Origin of the sequence: Acidihalobacter sp. (assembly GCF_037381185.1) — a bacterium.
GTDB lineage: Bacteria > Pseudomonadota > Gammaproteobacteria > DSM-5130 > Acidihalobacteraceae > Acidihalobacter_A.
On record NZ_JARRQY010000028.1, the window covers coordinates 66,111 to 88,517 of the forward strand.

31 protein-coding genes are annotated in these 22,407 nt (G+C 59.8%); 7 read left to right on the forward strand and 24 right to left on the reverse strand.

Features of this window, described 5'->3' with window-relative positions; all coding sequences use genetic code 11:
• Window positions 1-164: 164 nt before the first annotated feature.
• The 8 genes from P8014_RS10925 to P8014_RS10960 form a co-directional block, all read right to left on the reverse strand.
• On the reverse strand, window positions 165-1,580 hold the full coding sequence (locus P8014_RS10925) for a mannose-1-phosphate guanylyltransferase/mannose-6-phosphate isomerase (protein WP_337817355.1): 1,416 nt from the start codon (window positions 1,578-1,580) through the stop codon (window positions 165-167).
• Window positions 1,577-3,160: an apolipoprotein N-acyltransferase gene (gene lnt, locus P8014_RS10930; RefSeq protein WP_337817356.1), complete on the reverse strand. Its 1,584-nt coding sequence runs from the start codon at window positions 3,158-3,160 to the stop codon at window positions 1,577-1,579. The genes P8014_RS10925 and lnt overlap by 4 nt, the downstream gene beginning before the upstream one ends.
• A gap of 128 nt (window positions 3,161-3,288) precedes the next feature.
• Window positions 3,289-4,158: a transporter associated domain-containing protein gene (locus tag P8014_RS10935; protein ID WP_337817357.1), complete on the reverse strand. Its 870-nt coding sequence runs from the start codon at window positions 4,156-4,158 to the stop codon at window positions 3,289-3,291.
• Window positions 4,159-4,270: 112 nt separating this feature from the next.
• Entirely contained in the window at window positions 4,271-4,702 is a 432-nt protein-coding gene (gene ybeY, locus P8014_RS10940) for an rRNA maturation RNase YbeY (RefSeq protein ID WP_337817358.1), read from the reverse strand.
• Window positions 4,699-5,688 carry a PhoH family protein gene (locus P8014_RS10945; RefSeq protein WP_337817359.1) on the reverse strand — a complete coding sequence of 330 codons (990 nt, stop codon included), beginning with the start codon at window positions 5,686-5,688 and terminating at the stop codon, window positions 4,699-4,701. Before P8014_RS10945 ends, ybeY begins: the two co-directional genes overlap by 4 nt.
• Entirely contained in the window at window positions 5,685-7,028 is a 1,344-nt protein-coding gene (miaB, locus tag P8014_RS10950) for a tRNA (N6-isopentenyl adenosine(37)-C2)-methylthiotransferase MiaB (protein WP_337817360.1), read from the reverse strand. Before miaB ends, P8014_RS10945 begins: the two co-directional genes overlap by 4 nt.
• A 188-nt stretch (window positions 7,029-7,216) precedes the next feature.
• Entirely contained in the window at window positions 7,217-7,429 is a 213-nt protein-coding gene (locus tag P8014_RS10955) for a DUF2892 domain-containing protein (protein WP_337817361.1), read from the reverse strand.
• Window positions 7,430-7,629: 200 nt separating this feature from the next.
• The gene (locus tag P8014_RS10960) at window positions 7,630-8,190 is read right to left on the reverse strand and encodes an acetate uptake transporter (protein ID WP_337817362.1); all 561 of its coding nucleotides are present in this window, start codon (window positions 8,188-8,190) and stop codon (window positions 7,630-7,632) included.
• 671 nt (window positions 8,191-8,861) lie between these two features.
• On the opposite strand from P8014_RS10960, the gene P8014_RS10965 reads away from it, so the two are divergent.
• The 5 genes from P8014_RS10965 to P8014_RS10985 all read left to right on the forward strand — a co-directional run bounded on the left by P8014_RS10965 (window position 8,862) and on the right by P8014_RS10985 (window position 10,760).
• A complete protein-coding gene (locus tag P8014_RS10965) occupies window positions 8,862-9,134 on the forward strand; it encodes a hypothetical protein (RefSeq protein ID WP_337817363.1) in 273 nt (90 codons plus the stop codon).
• A 133-nt stretch (window positions 9,135-9,267) separates the two neighbouring features.
• The gene (locus tag P8014_RS10970) at window positions 9,268-9,618 is read left to right on the forward strand and encodes a Smr/MutS family protein (RefSeq protein ID WP_337817364.1); all 351 of its coding nucleotides are present in this window, start codon (window positions 9,268-9,270) and stop codon (window positions 9,616-9,618) included.
• 101 nt (window positions 9,619-9,719) lie between these two features.
• Entirely contained in the window at window positions 9,720-10,013 is a 294-nt protein-coding gene (locus P8014_RS10975) for a nucleotidyltransferase domain-containing protein (protein WP_337817365.1), read from the forward strand.
• Window positions 10,014-10,060: 47 nt separating this feature from the next.
• Window positions 10,061-10,372, forward strand: coding sequence for a hypothetical protein (locus P8014_RS10980; RefSeq protein WP_337817366.1), 312 nt, complete (start codon window positions 10,061-10,063; stop codon window positions 10,370-10,372).
• A gap of 184 nt (window positions 10,373-10,556) precedes the next feature.
• Window positions 10,557-10,760 (forward strand): hypothetical protein, encoded by a 204-nt coding sequence (locus P8014_RS10985; protein ID WP_337817367.1) that lies wholly within the window; start codon window positions 10,557-10,559, stop codon window positions 10,758-10,760.
• A 44-nt stretch (window positions 10,761-10,804) separates the two neighbouring features.
• On the opposite strand, the gene P8014_RS10990 is transcribed toward P8014_RS10985, so the two are convergent.
• From P8014_RS10990 to P8014_RS11030, 9 genes are all read right to left on the reverse strand, one after another.
• Complete coding sequence (locus P8014_RS10990) at window positions 10,805-11,191, reverse strand: hypothetical protein (protein WP_337817368.1); 387 nt, start codon at window positions 11,189-11,191, stop codon at window positions 10,805-10,807.
• Window positions 11,192-11,275: 84 nt separating this feature from the next.
• Complete coding sequence (gene galE, locus P8014_RS10995) at window positions 11,276-12,253, reverse strand: UDP-glucose 4-epimerase GalE (protein WP_337817369.1); 978 nt, start codon at window positions 12,251-12,253, stop codon at window positions 11,276-11,278.
• Window positions 12,254-12,414: 161 nt separating this feature from the next.
• On the reverse strand, window positions 12,415-12,780 hold the full coding sequence (locus P8014_RS11000; protein ID WP_337817370.1) for a type II toxin-antitoxin system VapC family toxin: 366 nt from the start codon (window positions 12,778-12,780) through the stop codon (window positions 12,415-12,417).
• Window positions 12,777-12,998, reverse strand: coding sequence for a CopG family transcriptional regulator (locus P8014_RS11005; RefSeq protein ID WP_337817371.1), 222 nt, complete (start codon window positions 12,996-12,998; stop codon window positions 12,777-12,779). The genes P8014_RS11000 and P8014_RS11005 overlap by 4 nt, the downstream gene beginning before the upstream one ends.
• Before the next feature lie 193 nt (window positions 12,999-13,191).
• Window positions 13,192-13,503, reverse strand: a complete 312-nt coding sequence (locus P8014_RS11010; protein ID WP_337817372.1) for a nucleotidyltransferase domain-containing protein — start codon at window positions 13,501-13,503, stop codon at window positions 13,192-13,194.
• Window positions 13,496-13,888, reverse strand: a complete 393-nt coding sequence (locus tag P8014_RS11015) for a nucleotidyltransferase substrate binding protein (RefSeq protein ID WP_337817373.1) — start codon at window positions 13,886-13,888, stop codon at window positions 13,496-13,498. The genes P8014_RS11010 and P8014_RS11015 overlap by 8 nt, the downstream gene beginning before the upstream one ends.
• Before the next feature lie 202 nt (window positions 13,889-14,090).
• Complete coding sequence (locus tag P8014_RS11020) at window positions 14,091-14,381, reverse strand: type II toxin-antitoxin system RelE/ParE family toxin (protein ID WP_337817374.1); 291 nt, start codon at window positions 14,379-14,381, stop codon at window positions 14,091-14,093.
• A complete protein-coding gene (locus P8014_RS11025; protein ID WP_337817375.1) occupies window positions 14,369-14,647 on the reverse strand; it encodes a CopG family ribbon-helix-helix protein in 279 nt (92 codons plus the stop codon). Before P8014_RS11025 ends, P8014_RS11020 begins: the two co-directional genes overlap by 13 nt.
• A gap of 96 nt (window positions 14,648-14,743) precedes the next feature.
• On the reverse strand, window positions 14,744-14,926 hold the full coding sequence (locus tag P8014_RS11030) for a sugar transferase (RefSeq protein WP_337817376.1): 183 nt from the start codon (window positions 14,924-14,926) through the stop codon (window positions 14,744-14,746).
• 49 nt (window positions 14,927-14,975) lie between these two features.
• On the opposite strand from P8014_RS11030, the gene P8014_RS11035 reads away from it, so the two are divergent.
• Both P8014_RS11035 and P8014_RS11040 read left to right on the forward strand, forming a co-directional pair.
• Window positions 14,976-15,269 carry a BrnT family toxin gene (locus P8014_RS11035; RefSeq protein ID WP_337817395.1) on the forward strand — a complete coding sequence of 98 codons (294 nt, stop codon included), beginning with the start codon at window positions 14,976-14,978 and terminating at the stop codon, window positions 15,267-15,269.
• Entirely contained in the window at window positions 15,253-15,540 is a 288-nt protein-coding gene (locus P8014_RS11040) for a BrnA antitoxin family protein (protein WP_337817377.1), read from the forward strand. Before P8014_RS11035 ends, P8014_RS11040 begins: the two co-directional genes overlap by 17 nt.
• 119 nt (window positions 15,541-15,659) lie before the next feature.
• Here the strand turns inward: P8014_RS11040 and P8014_RS11045 are convergent, their stop codons facing one another.
• The 7 genes from P8014_RS11045 to P8014_RS11075 all read right to left on the reverse strand — a co-directional run bounded on the left by P8014_RS11045 (window position 15,660) and on the right by P8014_RS11075 (window position 22,252).
• Window positions 15,660-16,016, reverse strand: a complete 357-nt coding sequence (locus P8014_RS11045; RefSeq protein WP_337817378.1) for a transcriptional regulator — start codon at window positions 16,014-16,016, stop codon at window positions 15,660-15,662.
• Window positions 15,998-16,288: a DUF6516 family protein gene (locus tag P8014_RS11050; protein WP_337817379.1), complete on the reverse strand. Its 291-nt coding sequence runs from the start codon at window positions 16,286-16,288 to the stop codon at window positions 15,998-16,000. The genes P8014_RS11045 and P8014_RS11050 overlap by 19 nt, the downstream gene beginning before the upstream one ends.
• Window positions 16,289-16,480: 192 nt before the next feature.
• The gene (locus tag P8014_RS11055) at window positions 16,481-17,884 is read right to left on the reverse strand and encodes an undecaprenyl-phosphate glucose phosphotransferase (RefSeq protein ID WP_337817380.1); all 1,404 of its coding nucleotides are present in this window, start codon (window positions 17,882-17,884) and stop codon (window positions 16,481-16,483) included.
• A gap of 158 nt (window positions 17,885-18,042) precedes the next feature.
• A complete protein-coding gene (locus tag P8014_RS11060; protein WP_337817381.1) occupies window positions 18,043-19,179 on the reverse strand; it encodes a glycosyltransferase family 4 protein in 1,137 nt (378 codons plus the stop codon).
• 53 nt (window positions 19,180-19,232) lie between these two features.
• On the reverse strand, window positions 19,233-20,123 hold the full coding sequence (locus tag P8014_RS11065) for a GDP-mannose 4,6-dehydratase (RefSeq protein WP_337817382.1): 891 nt from the start codon (window positions 20,121-20,123) through the stop codon (window positions 19,233-19,235).
• Window positions 20,123-21,199, reverse strand: a complete 1,077-nt coding sequence (gene gmd / locus P8014_RS11070; RefSeq protein ID WP_337817383.1) for a GDP-mannose 4,6-dehydratase — start codon at window positions 21,197-21,199, stop codon at window positions 20,123-20,125. The genes P8014_RS11065 and gmd overlap by 1 nt, the downstream gene beginning before the upstream one ends.
• Window positions 21,200-21,202: 3 nt before the next feature.
• Window positions 21,203-22,252, reverse strand: a complete 1,050-nt coding sequence (locus P8014_RS11075; RefSeq protein ID WP_337817384.1) for a glycosyltransferase family 1 protein — start codon at window positions 22,250-22,252, stop codon at window positions 21,203-21,205.
• Window positions 22,253-22,407: the final 155 nt, after the last annotated feature.

Below are 22,407 nucleotides of genomic sequence, written 5' to 3' on the forward strand. Positions count from 1 at the left end.
CAGGCACCGATAGATCAAAAAATCGACGCCCGCCGATAGACCAAGGCCGTTGCTGAATCAGCGGCCACGTGGACGACCTGCTGCTGCGCCGACGACGTTCATCGAAGGGCTATCGCCGTTCAACCAGCGGCTACTCGTCTCCACGAGCTTGCGTAGGTAGCTCCTCACCGCCCATAAACATCATCAAGCCGCACGATATCGTCCTCCCCCAGATAAGCCCCCGACTGCACCTCGATGATCTCCAGCGGAATCCGCCCCGGATTCTCCAACCGGTGCACCACGCCCAGGGGAATGAAAGTCGACTCGTTCTCGCTCAAAGTGAAAACATCGTCGCCGCGCGTCACGCGCGCCGTGCCCTGCACCACCACCCAGTGCTCGGCACGGTGAAAGTGTTTCTGCAGCGACAGACTCTGCCCCGGCTTCACCATGATGCGCTTGACCTGGAAGCGCTCGCCCAGCGAAATACCCTCGTAGCTGCCCCAGGGCCGAAACACCTCGCGATGAACCTGCCACTCCGTGCGCTTCTCGCGCTTGAGCTGCTCGACCACCGTCTTGACGTCCTGTACGCGATCTCGCGCGGCCACCAGTACCGCGTCGGCAGTTTCCGCCACCACTACGTCATCCAGGCCCAGGGCTGCGACCAGCCGGTTACCGGCATGGACATAGGTATCGCGGCAGTCGACGGCGATCACGTCGCCCTCCAGACGGTTGCCAGCATCGTCGTGCTCGCCGGCCTCCCACAGCGCATGCCAGGAACCGACATCGCTCCACCCGGCATCCAGCGGTATCACAGCCACCTCGCCCTCGGCCCGCTCCATGACCGCGTAGTCGATGGAATCGGCCGGACAGGCGGCGAAAGCGTCCGCATCCAAACGCAGGAAATCGAGGTCCTCCCGCGCCTGCGAATAGGCCTGACGCACCGCCTCAAGCATGGCGGGCGCGTATTTCTCCATAGCTTCCAGATAACTCGCCGCGGTGAACAGGAACATACCGCTGTTCCATAAATGGCGGCCACCCGCCAGATAAACCTCGGCGGTCTCGAGATCGGGCTTTTCGACGAAACGCACCACCTCGCGCGCAGCCGCCGCTCCCAGCGGCTCACCGGCCTCTATGTAACCGTAACCGGTTTCGGGCCGGTTCGGCACCACGCCGAAGGTAACCATGCGCCCGGCACGAGCGGTCTCAAGACCGGCCTGGACCGCCTGGTGGAACGCCGCGACATCCGCGATCAGATGATCCGCCGGCAGCACCAGCATCACCGATTGAGGATCCGTCGCCGCCACATCCAGCGCCGCCGCCGCGATCGCTGGCGCGGTATTGCGCCCGACGGGTTCGAGAATGATGCGTCCATGCAGGCCCAGTTCGAGCAACTGCTCGGCCATCATGAAGCGCTGCTCGTCGTTGCTCACCACGCAGGGCCCGGCCACGCCATCCAGTCCGTCCAGGCGTTGTATGGTCGCCTGAAACAGACTCAGCTCATCGAACAGCGGAATGAACTGTTTCGGGTATGCATGCCGCGACAGCGGCCAAAGACGGGTGCCGGATCCGCCCGAAAGCACCACGGGTACGAGCGACGTCATACTGACTCTCCTTTCCTCTTGCTTGATTGACGGCCGAAGGCAAACAAGCCAGCGCCCAGAAACACCAGCAGCGCCAGCCCGACGACGGGGCTGTTGCCCCATCGAACATAGGGCGTCGCACCGCTCATTGCTTGCACGTCAGCGCTCACCGCAACCGTCTTGTTACGGTCGCCCAAGGCCAGGATGCGGCCGTCGGGGGCCACGACTCCGGACAGCCCAGAATTCGTCGACGCCAGCATATAGCGGCCCGTCTCGAGCGCGCGCATGCGCGCCATCTGCAACTGCTGCGCCGGCTCCAGGGAATCGCCGAACCACGCGTCGTTGCTCACGTTGATCAACAGCTTGGCCTGCGGCAGGGCGCGAATGACCTCGGCTCCGTAGGCGACCTCGTAGCAGACGGACACGCCGATCGGTATGCCTGCGGCATGGATGAGATGACCGCCATGGCCAGGGCTCAGATTCGACATGGGCACGTTGAAGCCCCGGTACAGCCAGCCGAGCAGCCCCTGCAGCGGCAGATACTCGCCGAAAGGCACCAGATGATGTTTCAGATAGAACTCGGGCGGCGTGGTACCGATGCTGACCACGGCGTTGTAGAACTTGTCCGCACGCTGTCGGAACACACCCAGTACGATGTCGTCGCCGTGCTGCTTCGCTTCGGCCGCCAGCGGATCGAGATAGTTCGGCGCCACCGCGCGATAGAGTTGCGGAACCGCCGTCTCCGGCCAGACGATCAAGCGGCTGTCCCAGTGAGCCCGGGTCATGTCGCGGTAACGCCGCAGGATTTCATTCAGTGACTGCGGATTGAATTTCAGCCGCTGGGCGACGTTGCCCTGGATCAGCGATACGCGCAGCGGCGCACCATCCGGCTGCGTCCAATGAATGGCGCGCAGACTGCCGACGCCGGCCCAGATCACCGGGATAAGTAGCAGCGCGGCCAAACGGCGCGTCAGCCGCGGCTCCGACAGCGCCAAGGTCAGCAAACCACCGAGCAGCGCCAGCAGCCAGCTCACGCCAAGGGTCCCCGCCAGCGGTGCCAGGCCACCCGGCGCGAAACCGACTTGCGAGTCGCCTAACAACAACCACGGAAAACCGGTGAACAGCGTGCTGCGCAGCCACTCGAACAACACCCATAGCGCCGGCCAGGCCAGCAACAAGCGCGCGTCGCGTGGCAGCGGACGCATGTGCCAGGCGATCCAGCCCATCAAGGCCGGCAGCAAGGCCAGCAACATGACGAACAAGGCCGTCAACAGCGCTGCATAAGGCGCAATCGCCTGGCCGAACAGGCTCAGACTGTTATAGATCCAGGAAACGCCAAAGCCGAACAGCCCCAACCCGTAGAGATAACCGCGAGCAAAGGCCCGCCGCCCGGAACTCGCCGCCACCCAGGCGAGGAACAGCAGTCCCGGCCCCAGCACGGCCAGCGGCGCGACACCATAAGGAGCGAATGCGGCAACGGTCAGCGCCCCGCTCACGAACGAAAGCACGTCCGCACGCAAACGATGCTGTGTCAGACACTGGGCAAAGGAAAAATGCACCGCCTTGCGGTAAAACGACTCACTACGTTCGGCTTGGGCCATGCTAACCTTTTATCGCGAGAACCCGAGGAAGGTGACGGCGACGCGCTGTCTCCGCGAATGGCGCAGCTTACAGTCCGTACCCGTATATTTCGAGCACCGGTTGGGCGTCACCGGCAAAGCAACACGTATCAGGCTTCGCCTTCATCCTGCGGCGACGTTTCGTCCACTCTCAATTCGAGCAAATGGACGCGCCGCGTGTCGGCCCTGAGCACATGAAAACGGAACCGGTCCAGATCCACGGACTCGCCGCGCTTGGGCACGCGCCCGATCCGATTGATGAGCAACCCGCCAATGGTATCGAACTCCTCGTCGCTGTACTGTGCGCCGAAGTATTCGTTGAAATCCTCGATCGGCGTCAGCGCCTTGACCGTGTAGTGGCCATCCTCGTGCAGCAGGATCTGGCTCTCGTCGTCTTCTTCGTCATGTTCGTCGTCGATGTCGCCAACGATCTGTTCGAGCACGTCCTCGATGGTCACCAGGCCGGCGACGCCGCCGTACTCGTTTGCCACGATGGCCATATGATTGCGGGTGCGGCGAAAGTCCTTGAGCAAGACGTTGAGCCGCTTGCTCTCGGGCACGAATACCGGCGCGCGCAGCATGTCCTGCAGTTCGAAGGGCGCCTCCTGCCCATTGCGGCAGTAGCGCAGCAGATCCTTGGCCAGCAGCACGCCGATCACCTCGTCGCGATTGTCGCCCACCACCGGATAGCGCGAATGCCCGGTGGAAAGCACGAAATCGAGAATGGCGTCGAAACTGTCCTCGCGGCCGATGACTTCCATCTGTGCGCGCGGAATCATGATGTCGCGCACGCGCATGTCCGCCACCTCGAACACGCCCTCGATCATCGCAAGCGCGTCGACGTCCAGTAAATCGCGTTCATGTGCTTGGCGCAGGAGTTCGACGAGTTCCTCGCGGTCCTGGGGTTCGCCCGACAGGGCTCTACTCATGCGCTCCAGCCAGTTCAGCTGACTGGAGCGCGTACTCGGTCGGTCTTCCATTTAGTTCCTAGGGCCTATTCAAAATCGCCCAGCCAATGTGGAGCGGTCAGCGGCAAACAACCTGTTCCGGCCAGTTTCGCCGGCGCTGCCTACGGCTCACCTCTCCAATCCCTTAGTCATAAGGGTTGTCATAGCCTAACCGGCACAGAATTTCGATTTCAAGCGATTCCATGCGCTGCGCCTCTTCGACTTCCTCGTGATCATAGCCCTGCAGATGCAGCAAGCCATGCACCACCATGTGCGCATAGTGCGCCTCGGACGTCTTACTCTGCTCTCGCGCTTCGCGCTCGACCACCTCGGTGCAGATCACCAGATCGCCCAAATGCGGATCATCCAGGCCCGGAGGCGGCTCGATTGTGAACGACAGCACGTTGGTCGGCCGGTCCTTGCCGCGGTAGTCCCGGTTCAGCATCCGCGACTCCTGCGCATCGACGAAACGCAGCACGACCTCGCGCTGTGCGTCGGACAGCGCGGCCGCCACCCAGCGCTCCAGCGCCGCATCGTCCGGCGTCGCGCCCCGGGTCTCGCGCTGCACCTCGATCATCGGGACTCGCCGCCCTCGTCGAAGGATTCGTAGGCGCGCACGATGCGCTGCACCAGGGGATGCCGCACCACGTCCGAGGCGTTGAAGAAGGTGAAGCTCACACCGTCGACATCGCGCAGCACCTCGATCACCTGACGCAGGCCGGAGGTCACGTTGCGCGGCAGGTCGATCTGGCTCACGTCTCCGGTCACCACCGCGGTGGAACCGAAGCCGATGCGCGTGAGGAACATCTTCATCTGTTCCACTGTGGTGTTCTGCGCCTCGTCCAGGATCACGAACGCATCGTTCAGCGTACGCCCGCGCATGTAAGCCAGAGGCGCGACTTCGATGACATTGCGCTCGAGCAGCTTGCCCACCCGCTCGAAGCCAAGCATCTCGTACAGCGCGTCGTAGATCGGCCGCAGGTAGGGATCGACCTTCTGCGTCAGATCTCCGGGCAGAAAACCAAGGCGCTCGCCCGCCTCCACCGCCGGGCGCACCAATACCAGCCGGCGCACGGCCTCGCGCTCCAGCGCGTCGACCGCGCTGGCCACGGCCAGATAGGTCTTGCCGGTGCCAGCCGGGCCGATACCGAAGGCGAGATCATGGGTCTGGATCTGATGCAGATAGCGCATCTGCCGCGGACCACGACCACGGATGACGCCCCTCCGCGTGCGCAGCTCGACCGTCTGCAGTTCGTTCACATCCGGCTCGGACAGCGCCTCGGCCCCGGTTTCCTGAATGAACAGATGAACCTGCGCGGGCGTGATGTCCTGCTCGCCTGCGGCCCGGTAGAGCCCCTGCAGCACCGAACTGGCCGCTTCCAACGCGGACTCGTCCTGGCCGATCAGGTTGAAATGCCCGCCGCGGTTATTGATCTCCACGCCCAGGCGCCGCTCGATCTGGCGCAGGTGCTCGTCGAACTGTCCGCACAGATTGGCCAGGCGCTCGGCGCTGGCGGGCTTCAGGGTGAGGCTTTTCGCCGCAGGATGTTCCAAGGCCGTCATTGCGCCTGCCGCACCGGCTCCAGCAGCTCGCCGCGCAGCGAATTGGGCAGCGCCTCGGTGATACGCACCTCGGCGAACTCGCCGATCAGCGACGGAGAGCCGTCGAAATTCACCACGCGGTTGTTCTCCGTGCGCCCGGCAAGCTGGTTCGGATCCTTGCGCGAAGGCCCGACGACCAGCACCTGCTGACGCGTGCCGACCATGCCGGCGCTGATCGCCGCGGCCATCTCGTTGATTCGGGCCTGCAGCCGCGCCAGGCGCTCCTTCTTGACCGCCATCGGCACGTCGTCCGGCAGCGAAGCCGCCGGCGTGCCGGGGCGCGGGCTGTAGATAAAGCTGAAGGACAGATCGAAGCCGACGTCCTCGATCAGCTGCATGGTCGCCTCGAAATCGGCGTCGGTCTCGCCGGGAAAGCCGACGATGAAGTCCGAGGACAGGCAGATGCCCGGGCGCGCCTCGCGCAGCTTGCGGATCTTGGCCTTGTACTCCAGCGCCGTGTGCTTGCGCTTCATCGCCGCCAGAATGCGGTCCGAGCCGCTCTGCACCGGCAGATGCAGATGACTGACCAGCTGCGGCACCTCGGCGTAGGCCTGGATCAGAGAATCGGAGAATTCCACCGGATGCGAGGTCGTGTAACGGATCCGGCCGATACCGTCGACGGCGGAAATATAGTTGATGAGCAAGGCCAGGTCGGCGATCTCGCCATCGTGCATGTGCCCGCGGTAGGCGTTGACGTTCTGCCCCAGCAGATTGACCTCGCGCACGCCCTGCTCGGCGAGCTGGGCGACCTCGGCCAGCACGTCGTCGAAGGGACGGCTGACCTCCTCGCCGCGCGTGTACGGCACCACGCAGAACGTGCAGTACTTGCTGCAGCCCTCCATGATCGACACGAACGCGCTCGGCCCCTCGGCGCGCGGCTCGGGCAGGCGGTCGAACTTCTCGATCTCGGGGAAGGAGATATCCACCACAGGCGCCCGCGCCCGACGCACCTCGGCAACCATCTCCGGCAGCCGATGCAAGGTCTGGGGGCCGAACACGATGTCCACGAACGGCGCCCGCTCGCGCAGCGCCTCGCCCTCCTGGCTGGCCACACAGCCACCGACACCGATGATCAGGTTCGGATTCCGATCCTTGAACTCGCGCCAGGTGCCGAGCAGGGAAAACACCTTCTCCTGCGCCTTCTCGCGGATGGAGCAGGTATTGACCAGCAGAATATCGGCCTCGCCTGGAGAAGCCGCCGCAGTACTACCCTCGGCCGCATGCAGCACGTCCAGCATCTTGCTGGAATCGTACTCGTTCATCTGGCAGCCCTGGGTTTGGATATAGACCTTCGCGTTCATCGCGGGATTATATCAATTGCCCGGCCACCGATGCAGCAGCGCTGCACGACTGCCCGTTGAAACCTGCCGCCACGACCGCGGCGCCTTGCGCAGACTCGATAAAACTTGCGGGGGATGGGCTGCAAGCTCGGAGCCCACAGCATTGTTTTGCTATGAATGCGCGGCGGCACGACCCATTCGGCGAGCCACTACCCCTGTTCGCGGTGCGACTCGTGCTTCAGGCGCGCAAACAGCGAATACAGCGGGCAATACCCCAACGCGCCGGTCGCCATCACCAGCAGACCACAAAAGGTCCACTCGCGGTACGGGAAAGGGTTCACGAAATAGATGGCGAACAGAACGGCGCCGAAGTACAGGCGCATCCAGCGTTCGGCAGTCTGCATATTCTTGGGGATCTTCACGGGCGCTCCTCACGGATTGGCGACGTCTCGGCCCGGCATCGCATCAGCGTACAGCCGGTCCGTTTGCCGCATCATAGCCAGCGAGGCGGCGCAGATAACTGACCTGGGTCAAGAATGCGTGGTGCCGTGCGGCATCGAGGGGGAAGCAACGGCGCCCGAGCCTCCCTCAGCCCGGGCGCCGCGCCATCACCAAGCCAGACTCAGGTAGCCGACTCGTACGGGCCGATTGGCAGCACCGTCTTACCGTAAGCCTCGTTGATGACCTCGGCTGCCGACAGGTAAAAGGCCAGCACCGCCGTCACGAGACCGACGTAACCACCCGCTATGGTGAATCCGCCCTTGCCTAACCAGACGCCCAGAGCCAGCAACAGGAAAGTGATCCACAGCGCGAGGAACACCAACTGAACCGCCCGGTTGGCCCGGAAGGTCGCAATCCACATATAGAACGTGAACACGCCCCAGACGAAAAGAAACCAGCCGACGAACGCGCCCGGTACCTTGGCAGCGAAGAACTCGACGAACAGCGCGAACGACCACCAGAAAGCCCCGTAACTGGTGAAGGCGACCAAGCCGAAGGTATTGCCACGGGGAAATTCGAGCAGCCCCGCAAGAACCTGCGCGCTGCCGCCGTAAGCGAATGCCAGCGCCAGAACCAGGGGAACCGCGTCGCCGGTGAACCAACCGGCGTTGTGCATGCTGAGCATCCAGGTCGTAAAAGCAAAACCGGCCAGCCCCAGGGGAGCAGGATTAGCTAACTTCATATGATGTCCTCCTCTATTCCGATTTTATTCAAGCTTCGGAAGTGTTTTATAGGCATGGCCGATGCGCCCGGACCGAGAAGAATTCAAATTTTATTAAATACTTAGCGCATCCAAACAAACGCATCCCCCATGCGCGTCAGCGCCGTGTCAAAGCCCTGCTTGCCGGAGTGCGGCACCAAAACCTTAATCTACGGCGTAGAGTTAGTCCGTGTGTGTTTGGAAAAGTTCATAAAAAACATGAAGCCTTAAATAAGCAGCACTTCTTACAATGCGAAATGACACACATGAAAGCGGCCGAGAACCCACCAACTATGCACGAGCGTAGGGGAAAACCTGGAACAAGGCGCCGCCGTAGAACCGGGCCGCTTTTCGCGCTCCGCAACGCTGACGCTCGCTCATAGCCGGGTCACACCAGGCTCGCAGCACCTTGTGGGCCACGAGAAGCGGCTCCGGCAGCTCACCCGCTCAATAGCGCGAACAAGCGCCAGCCAGTATTGGAGGACAAAAGTCGCCACCTTGCTCGACGCGGAAGATCGTCCGCGCCACGATCCACTCAAGCCCGGACTCCGGTTCAGCACTCATTCAGCCGGACTGTCGGAACCTCTGCCCAGGCTGCAAAGGAAGTCGCCGGCAAACCCGCCACACGATGCATGCAGCCGGGAGGTCCACCCATGAAACGCACACTCCTCGCAAGCGCCGCCGTTGGAACACTGCTGCTCATCGGCGCCGGCGCAGCCAATGCGGACAGTGTCCGCTTCGACGTCCGCATTGGCGCGCCCCTGTATGGCATGCGCCACCTGTCGCCGCCTCCGCCGCGCGTGTTCGTGACACCCCGCCGCGTACGCTACTGGGTCCCGATGCACCCTCGCCACTACCGCCACCACAATCGCCGACATCACTGGCACGGCGACTGGGGCGCACACGGCCACCACTACCGCTGGTAAGCCAAGGCACGGCGGGTCGACGCGGCCCGCCGTGCCTTGCGCAAGCCTATACTGTGGGATGAAGCCGACCTTTATTCACCGCCCGCCCATGCCGCATAAGCCCCGATCACATCCCGAAACCGTCCGCCTGGAAGTGAACGGCGTACTCGACCTGCATCACTTCAAACCACGGGAAGTGCCCGAACTGGTGCGGGAATATCTGCACGAATGCAAACGCCTCGGCATCGACGAGGTACGCATCATCCACGGCAAGGGTAAAGGCGTGCTGCGGGGGATCGTGCAGGAGATCCTCGCCGCCGACCCCGGCGTGCGCGGCTTCGGCCCGGCGCACGACGGCAGTGGTTGGGGCGTTACGATTGCTTATCTGAGCGCCGACAGCGCCAAACGGCAGACCCCATCGAAACCAGCCGAACAGGCAGCGGCCGCAACGACGAAGCACCGCTGGTGGCGGAAACTATTTACATCATCCAACAGAAGTTCCTGACGCCTGAATCAAGCTATCTAAGCGCACCGCGCCAAAGCCGGGATTTGTTGACGCCACTGCGATAACATAAATTCTCGAATGTTTCGGGACGAGGCACGGCAATGCGGCTATCCGAGCGCGAACAACAAGCCATTCGCGAGATCGTTCGCAGGGAAGACCCCTCAGCCGAAATCTATCTCTTTGGCTCGCGCCTGAATGACGATCGCAAAGGTGGAGACATCGACCTCTATCTGGAAATCGGTGTGGATCAGGAACTACTCGGATTGAAGACCCGAATCCTGAGCAGCCTTTGGGAAAGGCTGGGACCGCAAAAAATCGATCTGCTGATCCATCGCCGCCAAACACCGCACACCGCTTTCGAAACGGAGATACAACGGTCAGGGAGGCTGTTGTGAGGCAACCCCAGGCAATCTTCCTTCAGAATCTAGACGTGGCTCAAAGAATGGCCCGCAATCTGGAACGGTCGCGGAAGCAAGCCTCGGCAGTATTGCCGATCACCGCAGAAACAGTAGGAAAATTGACAGAGCAGGAAATCGACGTTTTCGATCTGTTCCTTGCCCGGTTCGGGAAACTGCAGGATTTCCTCGTCTCCAAACTCTTCCGATCAGTGGCGCTGGCCAGTCTTGAAGACATTCATAGCGATGTCTCGATCCTCGATATGCTAGGGCCTGTTCGCACTATTGAGCGGTGCGCTGTTGCACCCGGTTGGCCGCCAATCAAGGCGCGAGGAGAGAGGTTTGGTCATTCCAAATGAACGACGAGTAAGGCCGAGGGGCGGCCAACCGGGCGCAACCCGTAGGGCCGGGCCGCTTTTCGCGTCCCACGGCGTTGCCGTTCGCTCATGTAGCCGGGCTACACCACGCTCGCGGCGCCTGGCGGGTCACGAAAAGCGGCTCCGGCAGCGCATCGCGCAATAGTGCGAACAGGCCCCAAGGCGCATGGAAAAATTCGGGATCATCGACTCCGCGGACAGCTGGCTCCAACTCCGCCTGCTTCGCAATGCCTTCGCACATGAATACCTGACAGACAACGCGGCCATCGCTGAGAACATCAACAAAGCGTCCGAATTAGCGCCCCTGCTGCCTACCGCGCTCACGCACGCAGAAAGCTATTTTGCCGAACACATAGCAGCGCAAAACTAGGCCCTGCCGCCCGTACTCGGATCACAAAAACAGGAGCAAAACACCTACAGGAACGCGCTCTCGAAGCGGGCGAAGAAAAGATCGGGGAACGGCTCCTTGTCGCGCGTTCCATGGCGGATACCGGTCACTCGCCCATGTGCACGCTTGAGAATGCCGCCCTCACCCTCCCATTCGAGTTCGACTTTACGTCCTGTCGGGGGCGCCGTATCGGTGATGAGCGTCATCGCCCAATCGCCATGATCGCACACCACCACATCCTTCGCCGCGGCACGGCCCGCCGCATCGATCCACAGATGGCCGTGACGCTTGAGCGCAGTACCGCGCTTGTCCTTGCGCGCTATTGCGCCACCCATCAGCTGCAGCTGATCGGCACGCGCCTCCAACTCCGGATCGATATCATCCATATTCAGGAAATCACGCGGATCAACCATGGTAACCTCTCAACCCCGACATTCCGGAAGACTACTTCTCACCTACCAATATATGACACTACAGGGAAAAATGCGCTCCCCCAGTCACATATCAGCAGATTTCGTCTCCCAACGCCACGCATCGGCGACGATGGTTTCAAGATCGTCGAATTTCGGCTGCCAGCCAAGCACTTCCTTGATCCGCGTATTCTCCGCCACCAGCGCCGGCGGATCGCCCGCCCGACGCGGGGCCTCGTCGACGCGAAAATCCACGCCGCTCACACGCTGCACGGTCTCGGCCACCTCACGCACGCTATAACCCCGTCCGTAACCGCAATTGAGCACCTGCGAGTCGCCACCGGCGGCCAGGTAATCCAGGGCATCCAGATGCGCCCGCGCCAAATCCTCGACATGGATGTAGTCGCGGATGCAGGTACCGTCCGGCGTCGCGTAGTCCGTGCCGAAAATCTGCAGCCGCTCGCGCTGGCCCAGCGCCGCCTGGCAGGCCACCTTGATCAGATGCGTGGCGTCCGGCGTCGCCTGACCGATACGCGCCTCGGGATCGGCGCCGGCAACGTTGAAATAGCGCAGCGCCACATAGCTCGGACCACCCGCGGCGCCCAGATCCATCAGCATGCGCTCGCTCATCATCTTGGACGCGCCGTAGGGATTGATCGGCGCCAGCGGCGTGGTCTCGTCGATCACCGTCTGCTCCGGCATGCCGTAGACCGCCGCCGTCGAGGAGAACACGAAGTGCGGCACACCGAAACGCCGTACCCGCTCCAGCAATCCCAGCGTGTTGCGCGTGTTATTGGCGTAATACTTCAGAGGCTCGGCCACCGACTCGGGCACCACGATGAAGGCCGCGAAATGCAGCACCGCGTCAAAGCGATGCTCTTCAAACAGCTTGTCGAGACGCTCGCCATCGGCCAGGTCGCCCTCGACCAGCGTACCCGCCAGCAACGCCCAGCGGTGACCGGTCGAAAGATTGTCGTAGACCACGACCTCGTGCCCGACCTCGCCGAGTTGACGCACCACGTGCGAACCGATATAGCCCGCACCTCCGGTAACCAACACCTTCATCGTCTACTCCTTTAGAGCTGCGCCGGGGCGCATCCTAGTTCAATAAGCGTTCTTGTGCACAAAACCGCGGAATAGGGTAAGAGGAATGCCCTTCAACTCAAAGCCTACCGACATAACACCGGCGCTGCGCACAAGCGCAGCACATCCACTGCACTGGATGCTCAAAGACGGTACGGGATACGCACCCCGGGGCTATCCTCTGGAAAATCCTTGACGTCACGGGTCACCAGCAAAGCCTGGTTGCATTCGGCCGTCGCCAGAATGATGGCATCGGGCAAACGCAGACTATTACTCCGACGAAGCATCACAGCGGCCTCTGCCACCTCGGCGCCGATCGGCACGACCACAAATGTCCCCAGAAACTCGCGGACTACGCGCTCTTCCTGCTCGTCCCGGCAACCGACGAGCACTTCCATCCATGTTATCTGGCTGATGCATCGCTGAGTGAAGCGTCCCAGTTCTGCTGCTGCCTGCGGAATGCCATTGAGGTAATCCACCAGGATATTGGTGTCGAATACCGCTTTCATGACATCCATTCATCGCGGAGCTGTTGCTGATAACTCAGCCCCTCAACCCGCCGCCCCCATAAACCGAATGCTGGAGACTGCTCATCCGGCGACGGCCGACTCGCGAGATAGGCGCTGACTGCGCGCCGAATAGCCTCCGCCTGCGAAATGTTCTCCCGCTTGGCCAACGCCTTGATTGCCTGGAGCGAATTTTCCGGCAGATCGATCACGGTACGCATGGAAGCCACCTCAAACGACATCAGATTGCATCATCATGAATCATTGATCCATGGTGGGCAAGGCTTCCCCGACTGATTCCTCAGCGCATCCACCGAGATGATTCGCTGCCCCTATCACAACAGCGGCAAAGGCACATACGCTGCGCTTATCCACTTTACGCCACACCCGCGCAGCCATTTATTCAGCCTGCCCTCAGGCAGACGCATGAAAATCGAAGCGTACCCTTTCGTCGGCAATACGTTCACGAAACTCGTCGGAAATCCGATACCAATCGACCACATCCACGCGAAACGGCAAGCCGGACTCCGAAAAAGCCTCCTCGAGTTCGGCCTGTTTGGCAAATGGCAGCGGCCCATCCGCCCGCACCAGCAAGTCGAGGTCCGAAAAGCGCCGAGCCTTGCCCGTGGCCCGCGACCCGAATACCCAGACCTGGCCATCGCCGCCAAGCACCCGGTCCAGAATCAAGCGCACCTCGGCCGTCTCATCCGACGAGAGCTCAAGCATCCGAGTCCTCCAATACCCGCAGTAGAGATTCCACATCGCCCAGAAACGCTTGGGCTACGACATACACCTCTTCCGCAATGCGCTCATTGTATGTATGCGACCTGATGTTTCGTGCTTTGTGATACTCGAACCAAGGCAGCGGATCGTCGATCAACGCGCGCTCAGCCGCGAGGCGAAACAGGTCTCGCCGGCTCAGCGGCACCACGGCTTCACCTCCCAAGTCTTCCACCAGCCGACGTTGCAGCGACTTCCAGGCAAGTTCGTAGGTATATTCGAAGCGCTGAATCACCGCATCGCGCACGAACTCATCCTTGGGCTGAGCCAATGCAGCGCGTAGCGACGCGATGGCTTTGCGCAACGGGGTCAAGATCAACGGCTCATTCATTCCGCCAACCTTAAATCAAATAAGCGCCGAATTGTCGAGCAAAATGACCCCGATTTGCCGCGATTTGCGGTTCAGCTGTCGGGTAGGGACGCTTCGGCAATGTTCTCTCGGTCGCGTGAATAGTTGCCGCTCCTGGGCACACTGGCACGAGTCAAGACAAATGGCCTGTCTCCAATTTACACAGCGCCCCAACGCAGATAGATCAATACCCGGCCTCCCGCTGATGCCGGACGGCCAAGATCGTGATCGTATCGCCTTCGACACGATACCGGGCCACGTAGCCGCCATCTCCGAAATCAATGGGCCACTCCCGGTATTGTTCCGGCAAGTCCTCCACGAGTCGCCCCATCCGCGGGTGCGTACCGAGAGCCTGCACACCTTGCCTGATCGCATCCGCGGCTCGCTTCGCAGCGCCAGGATTCTTCGGCCGAAGGAAATCACGCAATCGTTGCAGATCCCGAATTGCCGCCGGCGCAAAAATTACTCGTGACATGCCGGCGCGGGCAGCTCGTCTTCAGTTCCCCAGCTCTCAAGCCACTTATCCACTTCCTCGGCAGTCGCATGCTGGCCGGTTGCCTGAAACGCTTCCCATGCGTCCAGCATGTCGCGCTTCAGCGCCTCACGCTTTTCTTCGCGCTCGACATATTGCGCGATGGCTTCGCGCATGATCCAGTGCGAAGTGCGCCGGCGCGCTTCAGCCAAGTGTCGCACCCGCCCTTTCAGTTCGTCATCGAGCTTGATGGAAGTCGCTGTAGCCATGCCGCACCACCTTGTAGCGAAGAGTATTACCTAGTCGCACCATAGCAGGCACCATAATCGATTTTCAACGGGAATCTCCCGAACTACCAGACAACTTCAATACGCATTCTTGTGCACGAAGCCGCGGAACAGAGTCAGGAAAATGATCTTCAGATCGAAGCCCAGCGACCAGTTCTCGATGTAGTACAGGTCGTGTTCGATACGGCGCTCCATCTTGTCCACCGTATCGGTCTCGTCGCCTAGCCGGTGATACCGCACCCTGACCATGTGCTTCTGCATGTAGTGATCTCCACCGTCGCAAGATAGGCTGTTGACTAAACCATTTATCGTGCATACGATAATCCATCATGAAGATCAGCTTCGACCCCGTCAAAAACATCTCGAATATCGAAAAACACGGGGTGTCCCTGGCGCACGCAGGCTCGCGATCTGGACGTGGGACACGTTGGCATCGACTCCGGATCGGCGCAAAGACTACGGCGAGGGCCGAATGATCGGATACGCACTCAAAGCCGATCGGCTCTACTGCGTCGTCTTCACGGACCGCGGCAATACCCGCCAAATTATTAGCCTGCGCAAGGCCAACAGCAGAGAGGTCGAGAAATATGCGCAAATCGATTAAAACGCGCGTCGTGCAGCTTCCGACGAAGGAAGAGGATGAGCGGATCAACGCTGGCATCGCCGCCGACGAAGATACCTATGAGTTGAGTTCAACAGAGTTCAAACGTCTGAGGCGCGGTCGTCCGCCTGCCGAAACGACCAAGGAGCGCATCACGATTCGTCTATCGCCCGAAGTGGTCCAGCAGTTCCGCGCCACCGGCCGAGGCTGGCAAACGCGGATGGACGCGGCGCTCAAAGATTGGCTAAAACGGCATACGCCGTCCCAAATGTGAACACCCCCTGTGCGGCGGCGTGAAGGCAACCCCTGGGGCAGAATTGGGGACAGACCCCGATTAACGGACCCCGATTAACGCCGACCAACGCCTGGCTGTCATCCCCAACTAAGCGCGAACTAAACCGCCTCGCGCAAGTGCATATCGACGTGAATATCCGCGAACGGGCAATATACGCCGCCCCTATCGGTACGCTCGATCAAACCCAACTCGGCCAGCACGCCGACATCCTCATGTACCCGCCTCACATCGCGCCCAACGCGGCGAGCCAGTTCGCGCACGGATAACGTGCCCGCGCCCTGCAACGTCCGCACCAGCGCCCAGCGCCGTTCCGTGAGCCGGCCGAAGAACGCTTCCGGCGCCTCGAAGTTCAAGCGCTCGCCCTGGTAGTGCTCGGCTTCGGCCGCACGCGCCGTCGCGCGCAGTAGCTCGCGCCAATCCGGATCCAGTGTAATAGTCAGTGTGCGCTTTTCCATCGTGCCACCTCAGCGATGAAGTCTTCTGTCAGCCGTTCAATATCGGTGAACGTGTACGGGCGCTCCTCGCCATCAATGTGGCAATGATCACCCTTGCCACGCTCATTATCGAAACCAACGACACGCCGACCATGCACGACATAGACCAGCCGGTACTTGAACGCATGCGTGCATGGCGAAACCGGCTCAGGTACGCGCCACACAACCATCTGGATCAAGCTGCTAGCATCGGGCGCGACAGTCTTGGTTTCGATTATCTTTTCGGCTTCCATGTTGGCAAGTATGACAACAAAAAGTACCGTGCAAGAGCGTCTAAATCAAGCGCCCGGAACCGCTACGCCAGCGGCCCGATTCACAAGCAGAGAATTGGGGATAGATTCCGATTAACCTTAACTTATCGGCGACCAGCAGGTCGCCCCCCCTGGTCAGGATAGTTTCCGCTCCGTGATCCACCCTGGAGCGAATCAATACGCATTCTTGTGCACGAAGCCGCGGAACAGCGTCAGAAAGATGATCTTCAAATCGAAGGCCAGCGACCAGTTTTCGATGTAGTACAGGTCGTGCTCGATACGGCGCTCCATTTTCTCCAACGTATCCGTCTCGCCGCGCCACCCGTTGACTTGCGCCCAACCGGTGATCCCCGGCTTGACCTTGTGGCGCAACATATAGCCCTGAATCATATTCTTGAAGAACTCGTTATGCTCCACAGCATGCGGGCGCGGGCCGACGATCGACATACTCCCCTGTAAGACATTAATGAACTGGGGCAACTCGTCGAGGCTGGTGCGACGCAAGAATGCCCCGAAACACGTCACCCGTGGATCGCCGAGATGAGCCTGACTGACCAGCCCATTATCTTCCAGATGCAAATACATCGAGCGGAACTTCAACACCTCGATTTCGCGTCCATCCCAGCCGTGCCGCAATTGGCGAAAGAACACCGGCCCCGGCGAACTCAGCTTCACGCCCAGCGCGATCACCAACATCACAGGGCTGATCAGCAGCAGAATTAGCAACGCAAGCCCCCGATCCTCGATCGCCTTGGCCAGGCGATTCACCCCCGCCATGGGCGACGAGGTCAGATCGATCATCGGCATGTCCAGAATTTCGGACAGACCATGGTTGAGCAGGAACAGACCGAACAAGTCGGGCACGTAGCGCACATTGGCCGTACAGTACCGCAAACGGTCCAGCACCTCGCGCAGGCGATCGCCGCGCTCCAGCGGCACCGCGATCCAGATCTCGTCCACCTCATGATGCTCGACGAATTCCCACAACTCGTCCAGAGGTCTCGGCTCGACTGCCGTCAACGCCCGCGTCGGCCCACCGCCGTCGAAAACCGCAACCACCTCGAACCCCGCCCAGGACAGATCGCTCGCGCGCTCATACAGCTCGCCCGCCAGCGGCCCGCAGCCCACCAACACGGCCCTTCTTCGGTTGTAGCCCCGGCGGCGCAGCGCACGCAGCACGGCGAACACCGCGATCCGTAGCCCCACGAACAAACCGGTCGTCAAACAGAACCAGACCGCCATCCAGACCCGCGAATACGTTTCGGCCTGCTTGGCCAACACCAGCAGCATGAACAGCAGAAAGAACACGACGATCCACGCGCCCAACACTCTCAGCGCCGGCGCCAACAAACCGCGCGCGCGCCATGAGCCATAAACCCCGAGCAGCGGGAACAGCACGGCGACCAGCAACCCGCCGATCAGCATCAACACGCTGTAGCGGAGCGGAACGGGAAACCCGCCTGAGTCGAATCGCAACCAATAGGCCAATAGGCCACCAACCCCAATCATGAACACATCGAGCGTACGCGTGATCAGCGAAATCAATGCAGCGTGGGTTTTCAGCAGGCCGGATTGCATGTCAGAAATGGAAAGTTGAAGTCACGAATTCAGAGAAACGCCGCGAAATACGCACGAACATCGTCGGACCAGATACCGCGATCAGGATACCCTACCGCAGGCGCATCGCATCGAGCAGCCCAAGCATGAAACCTCAACCATCCCCAAATGCGTCCTAACTACCGCCGGCGAACCGCCCCCCACTCACGCTCGACCAACTCGCCCAGCGTCTTGCGAAAACGCTCCGGCGCAAAGCGCTCGGCATTCCTGCGACAATCTTCAGCCTGGATCGCCGCCCGCCCTTCCCGCTCGAAGCGCTCGACGGCCTGCACGATGGCAGACACGCTCTGCTCGCCGAAGAAAAGCCCCGTCGGCTCAGGCTCAGCCAGATCATGCACGGACTCCAGCGCCCCACCCCGCCCGAAGGCAATCACCGGCGTGCCGCAGGCCTGAGCTTCGACCGGCACAATGCCGAAATCCTCTTCCGCGGCGAACACGAATGCGCGTGCACGCCCCATATGGCTAACCAAGGCATCGGCTGACTGATACCCCAGCAACTCGATATTAGAGTGCCCGAAAGCGATGCGCTCGATCTTCTCCCGCTCGGGACCGTCGCCGATCACCTTCAAGCGCTTATCCGGCATCCGCGCAAACGCCTCGACGATGAGGCTCACCCGCTTGTAGGGCACCAGCCGGGAAGCTGTCAGATAGAAGTCTTCCTTGTCTTCGCGAAAAACAAAGGCTTCGACATCCACCGGCGGATACACCACCGCCGCCTCACGCCGGTACGTTTTCCAGATCCGTCGCGAAATGAACTGGGAGTTGGCCACGAATTGATCTACGCCATTGGCCGTGCGCGCATCCCACAGTCGCATCTTGTGCAGCAGCCACTTCGCGACCCAGCCTTTTACGCCCTTGTCCAGCCCCGATTCGCGCAGGTATTGGTGCTGCAAGTCCCAGGCATAGCGGATCGGCGAATGCACGTAGCTGACGTGCAACTGATTCGGCCCGGTCAGCACCCCTTTGGCCACCGCATGGGAACTGGACAGCACCAAGTCATAAGCGGACAAATCGAGCTGCTCAATTGCCAGCGGCATCAAGGGGAGATAGCTGCGATAGCGCTTGCGTGCCCCGGGAAGCCGCTGGATGAACGTCATTCGAGGTGTCTTGCCTCGCAAAAAGCCCCGCTCTCCCTCCGGGACAAAATCGCACACACTGAACAGATTCGCCTGCGGGTACATGACGAGCATCTGTTCCAGAACACGCTCTGCGCCGGCATAAACAGTCAGCCAGTCATGGACAATGGCAATTTTCATAGAGGAGCAACCACACTTCGGACAAACCCTAACGGCTCGCCCAATTTATCTATTCAACCCGGATGGAGCATCCGGGCAATTGTTTCCCGCAGCGGTGTAGCCGGTGCTGAACCGACCAACTTCCGAAGGAGCGCATTATCTCCGCGCAAAGAAGGAATTTCATTCTTGCGAACGAATGCGGGATTGACGTGGATATCGATCCGATAACCGGCCATCTCTTCGGCCATTTCCACAATTTCGCGTAGCGAAATGGCAACTCCCGAACAAATATTGACCGTGGCTGAGGAAACCGGTGACGTCAATAACGCCACATAGGCAGCCACCACATCCGACACATCCGAGAAGTCACGACTCACGTCCAGATTGCCCAACTCAATCTGCGATTCACGACGCCTAAAGTGATCAATGATTTTCGGCACGAGGAACCGCCCATCCTGGCCTGGACCTGTGTAATTGAATGGGCGCGTGATCACGATGGGCAAGCGCTCAAACCAGGTTCGAACCATGTGTTCCATGGCCAGCTTGCTGCAGGCGTAGTGATTCACGGGGGCAGGACAGGTTTGCTCATCGAGAACTGACTGATCGGGCTGCCCATATACATTGGCCGAACTGGCAATCAGTATCTTTTTCGGGCTGGCATCCTGGCCAGCCACAGCTTCGAGCAGATTGAGCGTGCCCAACACATTGACGCGATAGAAAGCTTCGGGATCTCCGTGCGCAACAAACGATAAGGCCGCAAGATGAACCACGTATGTAGGAGAGCACGTGGAAAGAGCCTTACGAACGGCATCACTATCCGTGAGGTCGCATTGTATCGAGACATCTGCCTCCGAAGCCCTGAGCCCCAGAGCCACCACACGACAACCTTCGCGCTTCAATGCCTGAATGAGGTGACGCCCAGTAAAGCCCGACGCACCAGTAACCAGAACCTCGGCGCCCTCCATCAAAACGAGAACCCCTGCTCGTTACGTCGCAGATCTGCCTCGACCATCATGCGGCACAACTCTTCCAGGCTAGTACCAGGCTCCCAACCCAGCTCCTGCCTGGCTTTTTCAGGGTTTCCAATCAACAGGTCCACTTCAGCCCGGCGATAGAACTTCGGATTGACGCGAACGATGGTCTTGCCCGAGGAGGCATCTACGCCATATTCCGACTCGCCCGCCCCGTGCCAGTCGACATCGATCTCGGCTGCCTTGCAGGCCATGTTCACGAAATCACGCACCGTCTCTGTTCTATTCGTCGCCAATACATAGGTATCCGGCCGATCTGCCTGAAGGATGCGCCACATGCCTTCAACGTATTCCTTGGCATAACCCCAGTCGCGCTTGGCATCCAGGTTGCCCAATTCCAACACATCCTGTTTGCCCAACTTGATCTTGGTGATACTGTCGGTGATTTTGCGCGTCACGAACTTGCGGCCTCGCAGAGGAGATTCGTGATTGAAGAGAATGCCGCTGCACCCAAAGATGTCGTAACTCTCGCGATAGTTGATTGTCATCCAGTGGGCGTACAGCTTGGCGACGCCGTAGGGGCTACGTGGATAGAAAGGGGTACTTTCCACCTGTGGAATCGCCTGTACCTTGCCAAACATCTCTGAGGTCGATGCCTGATAGAAACGGATCTTCGGATTCACGATCCGAATCGCCTCAAGCAGGTTCAAAGGTCCGATACCCGTGATTTCCGCCGTCGTCACGGGTTGGTCGAATGACACGCCCACGAAACTTTGCGCCGCGAGGTTATAGACCTCGGTCGCCCCACTGGACTCCAGCAAGCGAATCGCAGAGCTCATGTCCGTAAGGTCAAACTCAACCAGATGCAGATTGGGGTGCTGACCAATACCCAGCTCTTCAATTCGCCAGAAATTGACAGAACTGGTCCGGCGGTAAGTCCCGTAAACGACATAGCCCTTGTCGAGCAAGAGTTCCGCCAGATACGCGCCATCCTGGCCTGTCATACCGGTTATAATTGCAGATTTCATGAAATAGCTCAATCCAATAAATTCAAATTTCAGAAATGGCACATATCACATATCAGCCACTTCAAGCAACTTCTCCCACGTCAAGTCTGCAGTACGTTGCCAACTAAACATACGAGCCCGAGCTCGCCCCTGCTCACTCAACTTCTCGCGCAACACTGAATCCTTCAACAACGACAACAAGGCTGTCCCAATCTCATCAGCATCGTACGGATCAACCAACAAACCGGCCTCGCCTACAACTTCTGGCAAAGAAGCAACATTACCCGCGACCACAGGTGTACCTGATGCCATTGCTTCTAGCGGTGGGAGACCAAAACCTTCATACACCGAGGGGTAGACAAACGCCTCAGCGCCAGCATAAAGCGCTGGGAGATAAGCATCTTCCACATAGCCCACCAGATGTACTCGTGGGGGGAGACTACTCAACTCAGGAATATCTTGGAAAATAAAAGACTTCCCTTTAGCTCCGGAAAGGACAAGCGACACATCCTCATCAAGCTCTGGCAAAATTCGCCGCCACGCTTGCAGTAGTCTCGCTATATTTTTCCTAGGCTCCAGCGAGCCCACGGACAAAATATACCGTGGCGCGGGAAGATCAAGCTGAGACAAAATTCGGCTTGACTCGGCTCCGTCAGCAGAAGGTACAGAAACAAAGCGATCATCTACGCCACAAAGCGCTACCTGGATCTTATCTCCAGAAACACGTGATGAAGCAATTAGCCTTTCCTTGGTGAACTCCGAATCCACCAAAACACCCGCTACCCGGCGCACCAACCTTGGAACCAAATATTGGTACCAGGCAGAAAATTTCTTTCCAAACCATTCGGGATGATCCAGTGGGGCCAAATCGTGAATTGTGACCACCTGCCGACTCACGGTTAGCGGGCCGCTATTACTTGGACTCCATAAAACATTTTTCCCAATGCGAAAAGGAAGTACGGCTTGCTCCCATACATGCCCAGAAATCCCATGCAAAGAGGCGCGAGGATAAACATGCGCCAACCCAACAGGAAGACGCTTTTCTACTTCATTCAAATAACGCTGAACACCTGTAGTATGTGCCCCGAGAACCCTTGAATTAATCACAATAGACATAAATCACTCAAGTACGATCAAAAGTAAGGGAAGCTTGCTTAGAATATGCAAGAAAGAACAAGCCCCCCAGAATGATCCAAAAGGTAGGCTCCGCCTGAAATTCATAAAAAACACAAGCCACCCCTACTGCGATGGCAGTATACCAGACGCGAGAA

Coding starts and splice junctions, on each gene's coding strand:
- P8014_RS10925 (WP_337817355.1), bottom strand. CDS start 1,580: ATGACGTCGCTCGTACCCGTGGTGCTTTCGGGCGGATCCGGCACCCGT.
- lnt (WP_337817356.1), bottom strand. CDS start 3,160: ATGGCCCAAGCCGAACGTAGTGAGTCGTTTTACCGCAAGGCGGTGCAT.
- P8014_RS10935 (WP_337817357.1), bottom strand. CDS start 4,158: ATGGAAGACCGACCGAGTACGCGCTCCAGTCAGCTGAACTGGCTGGAG.
- ybeY (WP_337817358.1), bottom strand. CDS start 4,702: ATGATCGAGGTGCAGCGCGAGACCCGGGGCGCGACGCCGGACGATGCG.
- P8014_RS10945 (WP_337817359.1), bottom strand. CDS start 5,688: ATGACGGCCTTGGAACATCCTGCGGCGAAAAGCCTCACCCTGAAGCCC.
- miaB (WP_337817360.1), bottom strand. CDS start 7,028: ATGAACGCGAAGGTCTATATCCAAACCCAGGGCTGCCAGATGAACGAG.
- P8014_RS10960 (WP_337817362.1), bottom strand. CDS start 8,190: ATGAAGTTAGCTAATCCTGCTCCCCTGGGGCTGGCCGGTTTTGCTTTT.
- P8014_RS10965 (WP_337817363.1), top strand. CDS start 8,862: ATGAAACGCACACTCCTCGCAAGCGCCGCCGTTGGAACACTGCTGCTC.
- P8014_RS10975 (WP_337817365.1), top strand. CDS start 9,720: ATGCGGCTATCCGAGCGCGAACAACAAGCCATTCGCGAGATCGTTCGC.
- P8014_RS10980 (WP_337817366.1), top strand. CDS start 10,061: ATGGCCCGCAATCTGGAACGGTCGCGGAAGCAAGCCTCGGCAGTATTG.
- P8014_RS10985 (WP_337817367.1), top strand. CDS start 10,557: ATGGAAAAATTCGGGATCATCGACTCCGCGGACAGCTGGCTCCAACTC.
- P8014_RS10990 (WP_337817368.1), bottom strand. CDS start 11,191: ATGGTTGATCCGCGTGATTTCCTGAATATGGATGATATCGATCCGGAG.
- galE (WP_337817369.1), bottom strand. CDS start 12,253: ATGAAGGTGTTGGTTACCGGAGGTGCGGGCTATATCGGTTCGCACGTG.
- P8014_RS11000 (WP_337817370.1), bottom strand. CDS start 12,780: ATGAAAGCGGTATTCGACACCAATATCCTGGTGGATTACCTCAATGGC.
- P8014_RS11005 (WP_337817371.1), bottom strand. CDS start 12,998: ATGCGTACCGTGATCGATCTGCCGGAAAATTCGCTCCAGGCAATCAAG.
- P8014_RS11010 (WP_337817372.1), bottom strand. CDS start 13,503: ATGCTTGAGCTCTCGTCGGATGAGACGGCCGAGGTGCGCTTGATTCTG.
- P8014_RS11015 (WP_337817373.1), bottom strand. CDS start 13,888: ATGAATGAGCCGTTGATCTTGACCCCGTTGCGCAAAGCCATCGCGTCG.
- P8014_RS11020 (WP_337817374.1), bottom strand. CDS start 14,381: ATGTCACGAGTAATTTTTGCGCCGGCGGCAATTCGGGATCTGCAACGA.
- P8014_RS11025 (WP_337817375.1), bottom strand. CDS start 14,647: ATGGCTACAGCGACTTCCATCAAGCTCGATGACGAACTGAAAGGGCGG.
- P8014_RS11030 (WP_337817376.1), bottom strand. CDS start 14,926: ATGCAGAAGCACATGGTCAGGGTGCGGTATCACCGGCTAGGCGACGAG.
- P8014_RS11040 (WP_337817377.1), top strand. CDS start 15,253: ATGCGCAAATCGATTAAAACGCGCGTCGTGCAGCTTCCGACGAAGGAA.
- P8014_RS11045 (WP_337817378.1), bottom strand. CDS start 16,016: ATGGAAAAGCGCACACTGACTATTACACTGGATCCGGATTGGCGCGAG.
- P8014_RS11050 (WP_337817379.1), bottom strand. CDS start 16,288: ATGGAAGCCGAAAAGATAATCGAAACCAAGACTGTCGCGCCCGATGCT.
- P8014_RS11055 (WP_337817380.1), bottom strand. CDS start 17,884: ATGCAATCCGGCCTGCTGAAAACCCACGCTGCATTGATTTCGCTGATC.
- P8014_RS11060 (WP_337817381.1), bottom strand. CDS start 19,179: ATGAAAATTGCCATTGTCCATGACTGGCTGACTGTTTATGCCGGCGCA.
- P8014_RS11065 (WP_337817382.1), bottom strand. CDS start 20,123: ATGGAGGGCGCCGAGGTTCTGGTTACTGGTGCGTCGGGCTTTACTGGG.
- P8014_RS11075 (WP_337817384.1), bottom strand. CDS start 22,252: ATGTCTATTGTGATTAATTCAAGGGTTCTCGGGGCACATACTACAGGT.